Below are 14294 nucleotides of genomic sequence, written 5' to 3'. Positions count from 1 at the left end.
TCATGAAGACCTTCGCCCGGCCCCTGGTGATGGGCGTGATTAATATCACCCCCGATTCCTTTAGCGATGGTGGTGAATTTCTCGACGCGGATTATGCTCTGGCACAGGCGAGATTACTCATGAGCCAGGGCGCTCAGATTCTCGATATCGGGGGCGAATCAACTAGACCCGGAGCCATTCGAATTTCCCCGGACATAGAGCAGCAGCGCATTTTGCCGGTGCTTAGATTATTTAAGGAAAAACTTAATATTTTGATTTCGGTTGACACCATGAACTCTGAAACTGCCAAGTTGGCAATCGCCGCTGGTGCCGATTTCATCAACGATGTCTCCGGCGGGTTGGCCGACCCCGAAATGTTTAGAGCCGTAGCCAAAAGCGATGCGAGGTATGTCCTGAGCCACTGGCGCGGCAACTCAAGCGTGATGGATCAAATGGGTCAGTATCAAAACATCGCAAAAGAGGTTGTGTCAGAGCTTGCGGAGCAGGTCGCCATCGCGGTGGCCGCTGGCATCTCTCGGGAGCGCATCATCGTTGACCCCGGGCTCGGTTTTGCCAAGGACATAAAGCAGAACTGGGAGCTGGTTTCAAGACTCGATGAGCTTGAGGCGCTGGACTTGCCTATCTTGGTGGGGGCCTCAAGAAAAAGGTTTCTGGCCAATGCGCTTGATGAGACTGATCCGGCCGCGGTGTCGAATCCCCGCCGCGACGTGGCCACGGCCGTGCTGACGGCGCTATTGCTGCAACGAAAGCTCTGGGGAGTTAGGGTTCATAATGTTGAGACCACCATGGATGCAATCAAAGTTGTAGAGGCGCTGAGAAACTCGGAGGTTCAAAAGTGATTTACACAATCAACCTTGTGGGCCTTAGAGTGCATGCTTATCACGGGGTTTTGCCCCACGAGACTGCCTACGGGCAAGAGTTTTTGATTGATTGCAATTACCTCATCGAGGCACAATCTGAAGATGAGTTAACCTCGACGGTTTCCTACGCGGCTATCGCGGACCTGTTGGTGATCACCGCCACCAGCAACACTTATCAGCTATTAGAAACCCTGGCATATCAGTTGTTGGCCGCGGTTTTGGCCCACAGCCCCAAAATAACTCGGGCCGGGATTACCGTGCACAAGCCAATGGCACCGATTGACCATGAGTTTCAGGATGTTTCGGTTTCGGTGTCAGGTGACCGTGGTGTTGACTAGGGCGATTCTCGCGCTCGGTGGAAACCTTGGAGATATCCACAAGAATCTTCTTAGTGCGATCTCGACCCTGGGGGAAAACCCCGATCTAAGAGTCAATAAAGTTTCGAGCTTCTACGCTTCAAACGCTCTCACTCTCGATGGAATTGATAAAACCAAACCCGATTACCTCAATGCTGTTATCGAGGTGTCAACCACTTTGGATCCTCAGCAGCTCTTGGCGTTTTGCAACCAGGTTGAGTTGGGTTTAGGGCGCGTCCGTCAAGAGCGCTGGGCCTCCAGAACAATCGACATCGACATCATTACCTTTGGCGAAGAATTGATTGCGACCGAATCGCTCTCAATACCTCACCCGAGAGCCTTTGAGCGAGCCTTTGTATTGGTGCCCTGGGCACAGATTGATTCTGAAGCGAGCCTTTCGGGGCACGGCAAGGTTTTGGATTTAGCAAACTCGCTCAAAGACCAAGTCTGGATTTTCGCATGAAGATTTTGACCATTTTGGCCTGGGGGGTAGTTGGTGCCGCACTTGGCTTTAGTGCTAGTGAGTTGTCCGAGGCCTTGGGGTTTGGCTATCCAGTAAGTCCGAATACTCTTTTAGTGACACTGCCCTTTATTGGGGTAGCTATTTACTTTTTATCGCTACCGATATTTCGTTACCGTAAGGCCCTGGAAAAGGCCCAGACGAAGCCGGTAGAAAGACCGAACCCTTTTTATGCGGTCAGAGTTTTGGTTTTAGCCAGGGCAATCATCCTGACCGCGGCGGGTTTTTTAGGCTGGCACCTGGGAGGCTTGATCTGGCTTTTCACCTTCTCTAATGCGCCCTCGCAATTGGTGACACCCGCGATTATTGGGCTGGCAGGATCGCTAATAATGTTGCTCGCCGGCTACCTGGCAGAGTTTAATTGTCGTGCACCAAAGAATAATGACGATGAGGTTGAAGATTGAAAATAGGCATCATTGGCGACGAGCCGGCCGGGCCGGTACTAGCCAAGGCTTGGGCAGCAGCTGGCCACGAAATAGTAGGAGCCTGGGTCGAGTCACCCATAGCGATTGAACGCATCGAGACGCTGTTGCCAGATGTGCCAATCGCTTCGATGCTCGCGGTTGCCGAGGACTCCGACCTGGTTTTGCTTGCGGTACCCAATAGTGATATCGAATTAGTTTGTGATGGTATCGCGGGCTTCGGGTTATTTGGTCCCAAAAAGTTGGTGGTGCACCTGTCGCCACTTGCGGGAATCGGCTTGCTTGGGTCGGCCGCCATTCAGGGTGCGGTGCCCATTGCCTTGCATCCGGTGATGCACTTCACCGGCACCACAATGGACCTGCAGGTTTTGAAAAACACTTCGGTCGCAGTTTCGGCTCCCGAGGTCTTGCTGCCGATAGCTCAGGCGTTGGCAATTGAACTTGGAGCCGAGCCGATAGTGGTTTCAAATGACCAACGCGCTGCCTATGCCGAGGCCTTTGGTGTGGCGAGCGGGTTCTCCTCCCTTGTGGTGGGCCAGGCAATCGGTATCCTCGAAGCAGCCGGGATGGAAAATCCCGCCAGACTAATTGCTCCAGTTGTTCGCGCTGCAGTCGAGCAAGCCTTGGCACAAGGGGCGCTAAGAATCGATCCGAAGGATTTTCTCTAATGCAACTTATTCAAAACGGTAGGGATCTGACCCAAGCGGTAGCTCAAGCGCGCTCACTGGGTAAAAAGATCGGCTTCGTGCCGACCATGGGCGCCCTTCACCAGGGGCATATGGCCCTGGTGAAAAAGGCCGAGGAGACCTGCGACTTCGTGGTGGTTTCGGCGTTTGTAAACCCCCTGCAATTTGGTGAGGGGGAGGGATTCGAGGATTACCCGAGGACCATCTCGGTAGACGCGCGGCTGGTTACCGACCAGGGAGCTGATGTTTTATTCGCACCGGGGGTCAATGATGTCTACCCCAAGGATGTTGAGATAAAAAAGCTCATCGCTGGGCCGATTGGTCAGGCTTTTGAGGGAACCATTCGCCCGGGGCACTTTGATGGGATGCTCACGGTAGTTTCTCGACTATTCGATATGGTCACCCCGGATCAGGTCTTTTTCGGTGAGAAAGACGCTCAGCAGGTGGCTCTGGTGGCGAAGCTGCTGCGCGATCAAATAGTTTCAGGGGAGCGATCCCCAATAAAGTTGGTGGTGTGCGACACGGTGCGAGATGCTGATGGGTTGGCACTTTCCAGTCGAAACCGAAGGCTATCCAAGGACCAGCTGGAAGTGGCTAAAACTATCTACCCGGCACTTCTTGCAGGCTCCAGAGCTGGACCCTCTGCGGCTAAAATTACGGATGCGGCGAAAGCCAAGCTGGACCCTGCGGCTAAACTTGAGTACCTAGAGCTAGTAGACCCGCAGAGTTTTACACCGGTCCCTAGCACTTTGCCAACTCCAACCAGATTGATAATCTCGGTGCGGGTTGGGGAGATTCGACTGATTGACAACCTACTGATTGACGGGACCGAATGAGCGATTTAGAGCCAGAGGTTGATGACCTGCCCGAGCAGATTGCGATTCGTTTGGCAAAGCGTTTAAGGCTCAATGAGATCTCCAGCGCTTACCCGGTTACGCTCCCGATAACTAACACCATAGAGGCAATAAAGGCTCACTATCCAAACTTGGAGGCCGATATCTCGACCGGGGACCAAGTCGGGCTTGCGGGTCGAATCATGTTTTTGCGCAACACTGGAAAGCTTTGTTTTGCGACATTGCAGTCGGGTACCGGTGAGCGGATTCAGGCGATGATTAGCCTCGATCGGATCGGGCAAGAGCAATTGGATCTCTGGAAAGAGTTGGTTGATTTAGGAGATCACGTTTTTGTTCAGGGTGAGGTAATCACCTCAAAGCGTGGCGAACTTTCTGTCCTAGCAAGTCAATGGCTGATGGCCACCAAGACCATCAGGCCGCTGCCGAATTTGCATAATGACCTGGGCGAGGAGTTTCGCTCCAGGCACCGCTACATAGATTTGATTGTGCGTGAGAGGGCTCGTGAGGTGGTGAAGATTCGCTCAGAGGTGATGCAGTCCTTACGCCTCACCTTCGCGAATCGGGCTTTTATGGAGGTTGAGACCCCCATGCTTCAGACCATGCACGGTGGCGCATCGGCCCGGCCATTCAAGACTCACTCGAATGCTTTTGACACCGAGCTATTTCTAAGGATTGCCCCAGAGCTGTTTTTGAAGCGTGCTGTAGTTGGAGGCCTAGAGCGGGTTTTTGAGATCAACCGAAACTTTCGAAATGAGGGTGCCGACCGAACCCACTCGCCAGAGTTTGCGATGCTCGAAAGCTATGAAGCATATGGGGATTACAACACCATGGCGGATTTGACTCAAGAGTTAATTCAAAACGCGGCGATGGATGTTTTTGGCACCCACAAAGTGGAGCTGGAGGATGGCTCGATCAGCGACCTCAGCGGCCAGTGGCCGAGAATCTCGATGTTCGAGTCGCTCTCAGTAGCCGCTGGAGTGGTTATTACACCTTCTACTCCGATAGCGGAGCTAAAGGCGCTTGCCAAGGCGGCTGACATTGAAATCGAGCACCCGCTGCACGGCAAGTATGTCGAGGAGCTTTGGGAGCACTTTGTGAAGCCCGGCCTTGAGAATCCGACTTTCGTCATCGACTTTCCAGTTGATACTTCCCCATTGACTCGGGGTCACAGAAGCAAAGCGGGCGTGGTTGAAAAGTGGGATCTTTATATTCGAGGCTACGAGCAGGCCACCGGCTACTCCGAGTTGGTTGACCCGGTAGTTCAGCGCGAGAGGTTTATCGCGCAAATGGAGCTCGGGGCCACCGGCGACCCTGAGGCAATGAAGCTCGATGAGGAGTTTCTCAAAGCACTGGAATTCGGTATGCCGCCATCGGGCGGAATGGGGCTAGGCATTGACCGGTTGTTGATGACACTAACCGGGCTTGGAATAAGGGACACCATTTTGTTCCCGCTGGTGAAATAGGGAAGGCAACATGTCATTTTTAGAAGTGCTAATCGACGTAACCGTCTCGCTTATCCCGCCCGCTTTTATGGGAGTCCTGTTTTGGCTAATGATGCGCTCAATTCTGAGGGCCGATAAGGGTGAGCGGGATAGCTATAACGAAATTGAAGCCGAAGAGCGCGCAAAGCGCGCTAACGCCTTGGGCGAACAGCCCTAGATTTCGCTCTCGGTCGGACTTAGCATTTCCACTATAAGAATTTTGGAGGTGCAAACTTGTTCGAGAAATTTACTGACAAGGCTCGTCGTGTTGTAGTGCTTGCCCAGGAAGAGGCAAAGCTACTGAACCACAACTACATCGGAACCGAGCACATTCTGCTCGGGCTGATTCACGAGGGTGAGGGAGTTGCCGCAAAGGCGCTCGAGGCCCTTGGCATCAACCTAGAGCAGGTCCGCGAGCAGGTTCAAGAGATTATCGGTCAGGGCCAGCAGGCCCCAAGTGGTCACATTCCTTTCACTCCGCGAGCCAAAAAGGTCCTAGAGCTCTCGCTGCGCGAAGCACTTCAGCTCGGCCACAGCTACATCGGAACCGAGCACCTACTGCTGGGTCTGATTCGTGAAGGCGAGGGTGTTGCCGCCCAAGTCTTGACTAAATTAGGCGCCGATACCAATAAGGTGCGCCAGCAGGTTATCCAGCTATTGAGTGGCTACCAGGGCAAAGAGGCAGTTTCAGTGGGTGGCGAATCTGCCCCACAGCCAAAGGGCTCGCAGATTTTGGACCAGTACGGTCGCAACCTGACTCACGCGGCAGCTGATGGCAAGTTGGACCCGGTGGTTGGTAGAGAGCGCGAGATTGAGCGCGTCATGCAGATTCTTTCTAGGCGCACCAAAAACAACCCCATCTTGATTGGTGAGCCCGGCGTAGGAAAGACCGCTGTGGTTGAAGGTTTGGCTCAGGCTATCGTCGCGGGCAATGTGCCAGAGACGCTTAGGGGTAAGCAGGTCTACACCCTAGACATGGGTTCACTGATTGCAGGGTCGCGCTATCGTGGTGATTTTGAGGAACGACTCAAGAAGGTCACCAAGGAGATTCGCACTCGCGGAGACATCATTACTTTCATAGATGAGATTCACACCCTTGTGGGTGCCGGTGCTGCAGAGGGTGCAATAGATGCAGCTTCTATCTTGAAGCCGATGTTGGCCCGTGGTGAGCTGCAGACTATTGGTGCAACCACTTTGGACGAATACCGAAAGCACTTTGAAAAAGATGCCGCTTTGGTTCGTCGTTTCCAGTCAGTTCAGGTCGAAGAGCCAACTCCTGCGATGGCAATCAACATCTTGAAGGGATTGCGCGATCGCTACGAAGCCCACCACAAGGTTTCCATTACCGATGGTGCAATCATCGCGGCCGTTGGAATGTCAGATCGCTATGTTTCGGATCGCTTTTTGCCAGATAAGGCAATCGACCTAATCGACGAGGCCGGCGCTCGCATGCGCCTCAGCTTCCTCTCAGCACCTCCTGAACTAAAGGAGATGGAAGAGAAGGTCGCAACTGTAAAAAAGGCCAAAGAGCAGGCAATCGCCGATCAGGATTTCGAATTAGCAGCCTCCAAGCGCGATGAGGAAAAGAAGCTCATCGCCGAAAAAGCGCGAATGGAAAAAGAGTTCCGCGAGGGCAGGATTGACACCCCGGGCATTGTTGACGAGGGCTTGATTGCTGAAGTGCTTGCTCAAGCCACCGGAATACCAGTTTTCCGCTTATCTGAAGAAGAAGGCGCGAAGCTGATTTTCATGGAGCAGGAACTGCACCAGCGCGTTGTTGGGCAGGACATCGCAATCGGCGCTTTGGCTAAGACCATTCGCCGTCAACGCGCGGGACTCAAGGACCCAAAGCGACCTTCGGGCTCATTTATCTTCGCTGGCCCAACCGGTGTTGGTAAGACCGAATTGGCAAAAGCACTGGCCGAGTTCCTGTTCGATGACGAGGATGCCCTGGTAGCACTCGACATGTCCGAGTACAGCGAGAAGCACACCGTTTCGAGACTATTCGGAGCCCCTCCAGGCTTTGTTGGTTACGACGAGGGTGGTCAACTAACCGAGAAGATTCGCCGCAAGCCTTTCTCGGTGGTGCTTTTCGATGAGATCGAGAAGGCCCACCCAGACATCTTCAACTCGCTGTTGCAGATTCTAGAAGAGGGTCGCCTAACCGATGGTCAGGGACGCGTGGTGGACTTTAAAAACACCATCATCATCATGACTACCAACCTAGGTACTCGAGAGATCACTCGAGGAACACTTGGTTTCACCCTTGAGGGCGACTCCAACAACGACTACGACCAGATGAAGGCCCGAGTCCTTGAGGAACTGAAGAAGAACTTCAGGCCCGAGTTTCTCAACCGAGTCGACGAAGTAATCGTGTTCCCTCAACTATCGCGTTCGGAATTGATGCAGATCGTTGATCTGTTCGTGAAGCGCTTGCAGCTTCGCCTGGATGACCGTGAACTCAAATTGATCTTGACCACCTCGGCGAAGGAGCGTCTAATTGAGATTGGTTACGAGCCAGCCTTTGGGGCACGGCCACTAAGAAGGGTTGTGCAACGAGAAATCGAAGATGCTATCTCTGAGCGCATCCTCACCGGAGACATCCAGCGTTCTCAGGACATTCTGGTTGATTTCCTCGAGGGTGAATTTAGCTTCGTGGTTACCTCAAATGAGCCAGAGGTAGTGATTTAGAGCTTGACTGAGATTCAGAAATACGAGGTCGTTGAGGCTAGTCACGGATTTGAAATCCGTGACTACGCCCCATTCATCACGGTTTCGACTTTTGAATCAGGTGGCGTTGTATCGGCCGGGTATTCGGCCTTTGGGAAATTGGCTGGGTTTATTTTTGGCGGAAATCTCGAGTCCAAGAACATTGCCATGACCTCGCCAGTGACTAATGTCGAGGTTGATGGCGGCTTTGAGGTCTCCTTCGTAATGCCCAGCGACATGTCTCTCAAGGACATGCCAACACCCAAAACCGAGAACCTTAAAATAACCGAACATCCGGGTGCAAGGTATGCCGCTATCACTTTTAGCGGAGCTCCCAGCGATGCGGGTTTCAGAACAAAGGCGAAAAAGCTCAAAGAGCTGCTGGAGAAGCAAAACCTGAAGACAAAAGCCGAGCCAATCTTTGCTCGCTACGATGGCCCGTGGACTCCTTTTTTCAAACGCCGAAATGAAGTGCTATTCGCTCTGAGCGACTAATTGCCCCATACTTATTCGATGCTTTCGATCAGACCCGCCCGCACCTCCGACGTGATAAGTATCACTCAAATAGCCCAGCCCCTGATTGACTCGCGCGTACTTTTGGGCAAAGAGCTGGTCGAAATCTATGAGTCAATTCAAGAGTTTGTGGTGGCGGAAGTTGATTCCCAAGTGGTCGGCTTTGGGGCGCTGCACGTTATGTGGGAGGACTTAGCTGAGGTTCGCACATTAGCTGTGTTGGAAAATTCCATGCGACGTGGGATCGGGGCCGCGATGCTAAATGAACTCATAGAGCGAGCCAAGACACTTGGAGTCAGCAGGGTTTTCTGCCTGACCTTTGAAACCGAGTTTTTTCAGAAGCACGGCTTTATCGAAATTTCTAATATCCCGGTTGATCCAGAAACTTATGCAGAGCTGGTGCGCTCGCATGATGATGGAGTCGCAGAGTTTCTGGATTTGGCAAGAGTTAAGCAGAACACGCTTGGAAACTCACGAATGCTTCGGCACCTGTAACTAGATTTACAGTATGAGCTTGACTGATAAACAAATCTTTGCCCGCAGGCGCACACTGGCCCTAATTGTTTTTGCGCTGGTTGTGGCACTGATTTGGGGTGTTTCCGGCCTTTTTGCTGGATCTGGCGACCCAGTGGCTCAGCCCAGTGAATCTGTGACAAAGGATGCTGAGCCAATTTTGGAACTGGTGGAGTGCGCTCCCGGGGTAGTTTTGATAGAGGCTTTTATTGGAACTGAAGCCGGTGAAGAACGGAACTCCTATGCGGCTTCGGCAAATCCAGCCCTTTGGTACTCTGCGACCAACACCGGTATTGCGGATTGTCTTTTTAACGTTGGGGCCAGGGTTACCTTCTTCACAATTACTTCGGGAGAAGAAACCTACTGGAGCTCGAGGGATTGCAACCGGACCGGTCTGATTGACTCGACAGTCACCCTCAAGGCCAATCAGCCTTTGAAATCGGAACCCTCAGTTTGGCTCAAGGTTCGATCCTCTAGCGAAGGCTGTGGAGAGGGGCAACCAGCGGTGCCAACCGGGGGTGCATCCTTTTTCATAAAAGCCGAGGTCAATGGAGTTATCTCCCAGAACAGCCAGCAATTTATCTTGAATTAGCCAATGGCTAGTCTGATCGCTGCTTTGAGTTGACTGGAAGAAGAGTCAATGATGGTTTTGTGCCCAAGCCGAGACGCTTCGTTGGCACGCTGCTTACCGTTTGTCACCCCACGAATCTCCCCCGAAAGGCTGATTTCTCCGAAGGCGGCGGTGCCATGGGGAACCGGCTTGTCCGTAACCGCCGAGGCGAGCGCGATGGCGATTGCGAGGTCTGCAGCCGGTTCGGTAATCTTCATCCCGCCAACGGTAGACACGTAAACATCTTTATCCATAAGCGAGATTCCCGCACGTCGTTCCAGCACCGCTAATAGCATGGCGACCCTCGAGGAGTCGACGCCGTTGGTGACTCTTCTTGGCTGCGGGGAGTTGGTCTTCACCACAAGAGCCTGGATTTCGGCAATTAGGGATCTTCTTCCCTCCACGGTGACCGTTATGCAACTGCCTGAAACTAAATTCTGCGAGCCAGAGACGAATAGTTGGCTCGGGTCCGGAACCTCGGAAATGCCCTCACTTGTCATTTCAAAACAGCCAACCTCGTCGGTTGGACCGAATCGGTTCTTCAGGGTCCTGATGAACCTCAGTGAGGTTTGACGATCCCCTTCGAAGTGGCACACCACATCAACTAGGTGCTCGAGGACTCTCGGGCCCGCAATCGAACCGTCTTTTGTTACGTGACCTACGAGCATCAGCGGGACGGAGTTTGCCTTGGCAAGCCGAATCAAATTGGAGGCGACCTCCCTTACCTGGGCGGGCATTCCGGCTGCCCCATCTATTTCTGCAGAGGAAACGGTTTGAACCGAATCCACGATCACCAAATCAGGCTGCACCGCTGCAAATTGACCCAATACCGCCGAAAGGTCTGTCTCGCTCGCTAAATACAGAGTGTCAACCAGGGCGTTGGTGCGCTGGGCTCTAAGTCTGACTTGACCGGCAGATTCTTCGGCTGAGACATAGAGCACCTTGGATCCTGTTTTTGCCAAGCGAGCGGCCACTTCAAGTAGTAGCGTGCTTTTACCAACCCCGGGTTCTCCGGAGAGCAGGATGGTGGCTCCTGCAACAAGGCCGCCACCAAGCACCCGATCAAATTCTGAAACTCCGGTCGGCCGGTGACCCTGAGCGTCTTCTGGAATCTGAGTGATCGGTCTTGCGATTTGGTTATTGGAGATTCGCGCTGCTTTTACCTCTTTGGGCGCGCTGGTCGACTCTGTGAGAGTGTCCCAGCCCTGGCATTCGCCACACTGACCCACCCACTTATAGGTGGTCCAGCCACATTCGCTGCAGCGGAATTCGGACTTTATTTTGGCCATCTGATAAAACTACCCCCTTGCACCAACACCTAAACTTTGACTCAGCAAGAATGTGGAGAACTAGAGCGTGGATAGCCCTTTGAATCTGAGAAACCATAAGCACGAACTGCTTCTGGTGCTTTTCGTGTCACTAGGCGCGAGCGCCATCTATTCAGTGCTGAGTCTCTTGAGAAAGCTGAACTCATCTGTCGGGTTGGCCGGGAGTGTCACAACCATTAACCAGCCACTGGCGCAGAACCCCTGGTTAGATCTGGTGAGTCAGATCGCTTCGATCACCCTGTCTTTGGTGCCGGTTTTGCTGGCGCTTTATTTTCTGAGACTCGATCAAATCAACATTGGTGCAATTCCCAGGCCGAAGGATTTTGGGATTGCGGCTTTGATTGCGGCTGGAATCGGGATTCCCGGAATCGGGCTTTATTGGCTCGCATTGGAATTTGGCTTAACTTCTCAAATTATCCCATCCGCCCTGGCTGATAACTGGTGGAGCATTCCAGTTTTGGTGCTGGCTGCGCTTCGAGCGGGGCTGCAAGAAGAAATCATCATGTTGGGGTTTTTCATTGGGAAGCTCAAATTGATAAACCCCAGGTATTCCATGGCGGTGCTGATTATCGCCTCAAGCTTGATTCGGGGCACTTATCACCTTTATCAGGGGTTCTCTGGATTCTTGGGTAATTTTTTGATGGGGCTGTTATTCGGGTGGGTGTTTTATAAAACCGGCAGGGTGGCCCCCTTGATAATCGCCCACACTCTAATGAACGTTGTGGTGTTCATCGGCTACCCGATAGCCGCCCCCTACCTATTCGGCACCTAAGCTTGAGATCGTGGAAAAACTAAGAGTTTGTTTTTTAGGAACCGGGTCTATGGGCTCGGCGGTACTAGAGGGCTTGCTGGCTAGCGGCCATTCCAAAGTGCTGGTCTCTGCCACCACTAGATCCGAGGCGAGCGCGAAAAAGTTTAGAGACATGGGCATCAGCGCTATGGCCACTGAAACGGTAGAGGAAGCTAATCAGCTGATGGCCGGGGATGCCGACCTAATTATTTTGGGCGTGAAGCCGTATTTGATTTCCCAGGTGCTCGAAGAAATTCAGGGTGAGATTGGTAAAAATGCCGTCATCATCTCCATGGCGGGTGGCATAACCCTCGAGACCATGGCCAAAGGTGTGCCGGAAAATCCGAATTTGATTCGTTCCATGCCAAACACTCCAGCATTAGTCGGTATGGGCGTCACGGCGGTGGCGGCCGCCTCGACCGCGTCACAGGCCGCGATTGATGCGGCCATGGAGTTGTTTTCAAAGGTCGGGGAAACAATTCTTGTCGAAGAAAAGATGATCAACCCACTCAGTGCCATTTCCGGCTCCGGCCCGGGTTGGGTGTTTTACATTATTGAGCAGTGGGAAAAAATAGCTATTGAGCAGGGCTTTTCCCAAAGTGATGCCAAGACTCTTGTGAGGAACACGTTCTGGGGTTCGCTGGAACTTCTAAAGACTTCAGGCGAAGAACCCGCTGAGCTAAGGCGGAAAGTAACCAGCCCGAAAGGAACCACCGAAAGAATCATTGAGACCTTCGATGGTGCTGATCTGAAGGGCATTTTCTCAGCCGGTTTAGCGGCTGCAGTTAGAAGAGCAGAAGAAATAGCGAAGGGGTAGGGTTAGAAACATGGCAGATATCTTTGAGGCAGTTGCGGATCCAACTCGCAGGCAGTTACTTGAAACACTTTTGGGTTCTCACCTTGTTGGCGGCACCGGAGAACTTACGGTCACCGAACTTGTGGAACGAACCGGAATCGGTCAGCCGACGGTCTCCAAGCACCTAAAGACACTTCGCGAGGTCGGCTTAGTGTCGGCTCGCGAGGAGGGTCAGAAGCGCTTTTATTCGGTCACCCCAGAACCACTGGAGGCAATCGAAGATTGGATGATCAACTTTCTATCGCTAGGTTTTGACTCCGACCAAGCAGAAGACGACCTGGCACACAACCTTTCGAGCGCTGGCGAAAAGCTAGGCCACTGGATAACCGAGCGCTCCAGTTTTCTCACCGAGGCGCTTCGTCAAAGAGTAGAAGAGCTCGAGATAGACATTGATCCGAAAGACCTCGGTCATCGACTCGGCCGCAAGCTAGCCGAAGCCCGGGTCGAAACCGAAAAGTCCGTGAAGGACTTCGAGAAGCTTGCCCGCCAAAAGGTCGAAGAGGTTGTCGAAGAAGTTAAGTCCGAAGCGACGCACTTTGCCCAGGAGGTAAAGCAGAAGGTCTCAAGAAAATAGTGGCCCAGCTAGATTCTGAACTCAGGGCGTATGCTAAAAAGCAGCTCAAAAACAAACAAGAATTTCGGGTCTACCTCAGGGTCTACTTAGCGGTAGTTGCCCTCACCGCCACCATTTGGTTTTTGACTAGCCCAGGCAGTTATTTTTGGCCGATCTGGGTTATTTTTGGCATGGGCATCGGCGCAGTTTTCATGGGACTAGAGGCCTATGGCAAGTTGGGGAATAAGCCAATCCGATGCCGATATTGATGCAGAGGTTGAGCGCCTTGGGCGTAAGCAGTAGACTCTAGAAATTGCCCGCTTGGGCATTCCAAAAAGTTTTGTGAGGTTTTCGTGGGTTCAGTTATCAAGAAGCGCCGCAAGCGTATGTCAAAGAAGAAGCACCGCAAGCAACTTCGTAAGACTCGCCACCAGCGTCGCAACAAGAAGTAAGACTTTTCAAAACCCCGCCCTCGGCGGGGTTTTGCTTTAACTACCCTTTGAGGTCACGTTTTTTAAAACGCATGATTTCCCAGCCTGCCGCCTCTGCGTGACGCTTGAGGGTGGAATCCGGGTTCACTGCAACCGCATGGCCAACTAGGGATAATAAAGGCAGGTCGTTCACGCTGTCGGAATAGGCGTAGGAGCCCTTGAGGCTGATGCCCCGCTCTTTGGCTAGCTTCTCTGCGGCTTTGCGCTTGGCTTGGCCGTGGAGCGGCTCACCGACGAGCTCCCCGGTGAGTAGGCCGTCTTTATGGCCAACTATTGTTCCCAAGGCCCCGGTGAGGCCCAGGTCTTTGACAATCGCCTCGGCTATCTCTACCGGGGCTGCGGTTAGAAGCCAAACCTCTCTTCCCTGGGCTAGGTGTTCCAAAGCAGCTTGGACAGTCTCTGGCCAGAGTCTTGGTTTGATGTCTTTGATGTAGACCTCGTCGATTAGGTCCATCAACTCTTTAATTGGGTGACCCTTGGTCAGAGCCAAGGCGCGATCTTTAAAACTAGAAAGGGTGTTGTTTTTCTCGCCCCTGCGAATGAACATCATTTGCTCGAAAGCAAAGCTCCAGATATCGCGACGTTTGATTGCGCCGCCCCTAAAGGCTCGCTTTCCAAAAATGATTGGTGTTGAGCCTCGCACCAGGGTGTTGTCAACGTCGAAAAACGCTGCTTCCAGCTTGGGTTTTTTCTGCTCATTCTCCGACACCGCCCTAGTCTATGACCCAAGATGGGGGACCTAGGCTTGAGCC

Annotated in this window: 19 protein-coding genes; 17 read left to right on the top strand and 2 right to left on the bottom strand. The window is 52.8% G+C overall.

The window, feature by feature from the left end; genetic code table 11:
- Positions 1–2 precede the first annotated feature (2 nt).
- Genes folP through BLP47_RS00170 form a run of 12 tightly spaced genes read left to right on the top strand, consistent with a single transcriptional unit; the run spans position 3 to position 9506 of the window.
- A complete protein-coding gene (folP, locus tag BLP47_RS00225) occupies positions 3–839 on the top strand; it encodes a dihydropteroate synthase (RefSeq protein ID WP_091849238.1) in 837 nt (278 codons plus the stop codon).
- Positions 836–1198, top strand: a complete 363-nt coding sequence (gene folB / locus BLP47_RS00220; protein ID WP_091849236.1) for a dihydroneopterin aldolase — start codon at positions 836–838, stop codon at positions 1196–1198. The genes folP and folB overlap by 4 nt, the downstream gene beginning before the upstream one ends.
- The gene (gene folK, locus BLP47_RS00215) at positions 1191–1679 is read left to right on the top strand and encodes a 2-amino-4-hydroxy-6-hydroxymethyldihydropteridine diphosphokinase (RefSeq protein WP_249883341.1); all 489 of its coding nucleotides are present in this window, start codon (positions 1191–1193) and stop codon (positions 1677–1679) included. The genes folB and folK overlap by 8 nt, the downstream gene beginning before the upstream one ends.
- The gene (locus tag BLP47_RS00210) at positions 1676–2140 is read left to right on the top strand and encodes a DUF3180 domain-containing protein (RefSeq protein WP_091849232.1); all 465 of its coding nucleotides are present in this window, start codon (positions 1676–1678) and stop codon (positions 2138–2140) included. The genes folK and BLP47_RS00210 overlap by 4 nt, the downstream gene beginning before the upstream one ends.
- A complete protein-coding gene (locus tag BLP47_RS00205; RefSeq protein WP_091849230.1) occupies positions 2137–2826 on the top strand; it encodes a DUF2520 domain-containing protein in 690 nt (229 codons plus the stop codon). The genes BLP47_RS00210 and BLP47_RS00205 overlap by 4 nt, the downstream gene beginning before the upstream one ends.
- Positions 2826–3680 (top strand): pantoate--beta-alanine ligase, encoded by an 855-nt coding sequence (gene panC / locus BLP47_RS00200; protein ID WP_091849228.1) that lies wholly within the window; start codon positions 2826–2828, stop codon positions 3678–3680. Before BLP47_RS00205 ends, panC begins: the two co-directional genes overlap by 1 nt.
- Positions 3677–5161, top strand: a complete 1485-nt coding sequence (gene lysS, locus BLP47_RS00195) for a lysine--tRNA ligase (RefSeq protein WP_091849226.1) — start codon at positions 3677–3679, stop codon at positions 5159–5161. The genes panC and lysS overlap by 4 nt, the downstream gene beginning before the upstream one ends.
- 10 nt (positions 5162–5171) lie before the next feature.
- The gene (locus BLP47_RS00190) at positions 5172–5357 is read left to right on the top strand and encodes a hypothetical protein (protein ID WP_091849224.1); all 186 of its coding nucleotides are present in this window, start codon (positions 5172–5174) and stop codon (positions 5355–5357) included.
- A 56-nt stretch (positions 5358–5413) separates the two neighbouring features.
- Positions 5414–7870, top strand: a complete 2457-nt coding sequence (locus tag BLP47_RS00185) for an ATP-dependent Clp protease ATP-binding subunit (RefSeq protein WP_091849222.1) — start codon at positions 5414–5416, stop codon at positions 7868–7870.
- Between the two features lie 3 nt (positions 7871–7873).
- The gene (locus tag BLP47_RS00180; RefSeq protein ID WP_091849220.1) at positions 7874–8383 is read left to right on the top strand and encodes a heme-binding protein; all 510 of its coding nucleotides are present in this window, start codon (positions 7874–7876) and stop codon (positions 8381–8383) included.
- A gap of 18 nt (positions 8384–8401) precedes the next feature.
- Positions 8402–8896 (top strand): amino-acid N-acetyltransferase, encoded by a 495-nt coding sequence (locus tag BLP47_RS00175; RefSeq protein WP_091849219.1) that lies wholly within the window; start codon positions 8402–8404, stop codon positions 8894–8896.
- 19 nt (positions 8897–8915) lie between these two features.
- A complete protein-coding gene (locus BLP47_RS00170) occupies positions 8916–9506 on the top strand; it encodes a hypothetical protein (protein WP_157671245.1) in 591 nt (196 codons plus the stop codon).
- Here the strand turns inward: BLP47_RS00170 and radA are convergent.
- Positions 9503–10813, bottom strand: coding sequence for a DNA repair protein RadA (gene radA / locus BLP47_RS00165; protein ID WP_091849217.1), 1311 nt, complete (start codon positions 10811–10813; stop codon positions 9503–9505). The two genes, BLP47_RS00170 and radA, sit on opposite strands and share 4 nt — an antisense overlap.
- 124 nt (positions 10814–10937) lie before the next feature.
- On the opposite strand from radA, the gene BLP47_RS00160 reads away from it, so the two are divergent.
- The 5 genes from BLP47_RS00160 to BLP47_RS00140 all read left to right on the top strand — a co-directional run bounded on the left by BLP47_RS00160 (position 10938) and on the right by BLP47_RS00140 (position 13503).
- A complete protein-coding gene (locus BLP47_RS00160; protein ID WP_197672376.1) occupies positions 10938–11624 on the top strand; it encodes a CPBP family intramembrane glutamic endopeptidase in 687 nt (228 codons plus the stop codon).
- Positions 11625–11634: 10 nt separating this feature from the next.
- A complete protein-coding gene (gene proC, locus BLP47_RS00155; RefSeq protein ID WP_157671244.1) occupies positions 11635–12459 on the top strand; it encodes a pyrroline-5-carboxylate reductase in 825 nt (274 codons plus the stop codon).
- Positions 12460–12469: 10 nt separating this feature from the next.
- Complete coding sequence (locus BLP47_RS00150; RefSeq protein ID WP_091849213.1) at positions 12470–13072, top strand: metalloregulator ArsR/SmtB family transcription factor; 603 nt, start codon at positions 12470–12472, stop codon at positions 13070–13072.
- The gene (locus tag BLP47_RS00145; protein ID WP_091849212.1) at positions 13072–13320 is read left to right on the top strand and encodes a 2TM domain-containing protein; all 249 of its coding nucleotides are present in this window, start codon (positions 13072–13074) and stop codon (positions 13318–13320) included. Before BLP47_RS00150 ends, BLP47_RS00145 begins: the two co-directional genes overlap by 1 nt.
- A gap of 84 nt (positions 13321–13404) precedes the next feature.
- The gene (locus BLP47_RS00140) at positions 13405–13503 is read left to right on the top strand and encodes a 30S ribosomal protein bS22 (RefSeq protein WP_009882927.1); all 99 of its coding nucleotides are present in this window, start codon (positions 13405–13407) and stop codon (positions 13501–13503) included.
- 40 nt (positions 13504–13543) lie between these two features.
- Here BLP47_RS00140 and BLP47_RS00135 read toward each other — a convergent pair whose 3' ends face one another.
- Positions 13544–14251, bottom strand: a complete 708-nt coding sequence (locus BLP47_RS00135) for an HAD family phosphatase (RefSeq protein WP_091849211.1) — start codon at positions 14249–14251, stop codon at positions 13544–13546.
- Positions 14252–14294: the final 43 nt, after the last annotated feature.

This window comes from Candidatus Aquiluna sp. UB-MaderosW2red (assembly GCF_900100865.1).
In the GTDB taxonomy this organism is placed as follows: Bacteria; Actinomycetota; Actinomycetes; order Actinomycetales; family Microbacteriaceae; genus Aquiluna.
The sequence above is the reverse complement of the archived record's forward strand: the minus strand, read 5'-3'. Positions and strand labels throughout refer to the sequence as shown.

Excerpts from the sequence above, each read along its gene's own strand:
- folP (WP_091849238.1), top strand. The coding sequence starts at position 3 with ATGAAGACCTTCGCCCGGCCCCTGGTGATGGGCGTGATTAATATCACC.
- BLP47_RS00210 (WP_091849232.1), top strand. The coding sequence starts at position 1,676 with ATGAAGATTTTGACCATTTTGGCCTGGGGGGTAGTTGGTGCCGCACTT.
- panC (WP_091849228.1), top strand. The coding sequence starts at position 2,826 with ATGCAACTTATTCAAAACGGTAGGGATCTGACCCAAGCGGTAGCTCAA.
- lysS (WP_091849226.1), top strand. The coding sequence starts at position 3,677 with ATGAGCGATTTAGAGCCAGAGGTTGATGACCTGCCCGAGCAGATTGCG.
- BLP47_RS00190 (WP_091849224.1), top strand. The coding sequence starts at position 5,172 with ATGTCATTTTTAGAAGTGCTAATCGACGTAACCGTCTCGCTTATCCCG.
- BLP47_RS00175 (WP_091849219.1), top strand. The coding sequence starts at position 8,402 with ATGCTTTCGATCAGACCCGCCCGCACCTCCGACGTGATAAGTATCACT.
- radA (WP_091849217.1), bottom strand. The coding sequence starts at position 10,813 with ATGGCCAAAATAAAGTCCGAATTCCGCTGCAGCGAATGTGGCTGGACC.
- BLP47_RS00150 (WP_091849213.1), top strand. The coding sequence starts at position 12,470 with ATGGCAGATATCTTTGAGGCAGTTGCGGATCCAACTCGCAGGCAGTTA.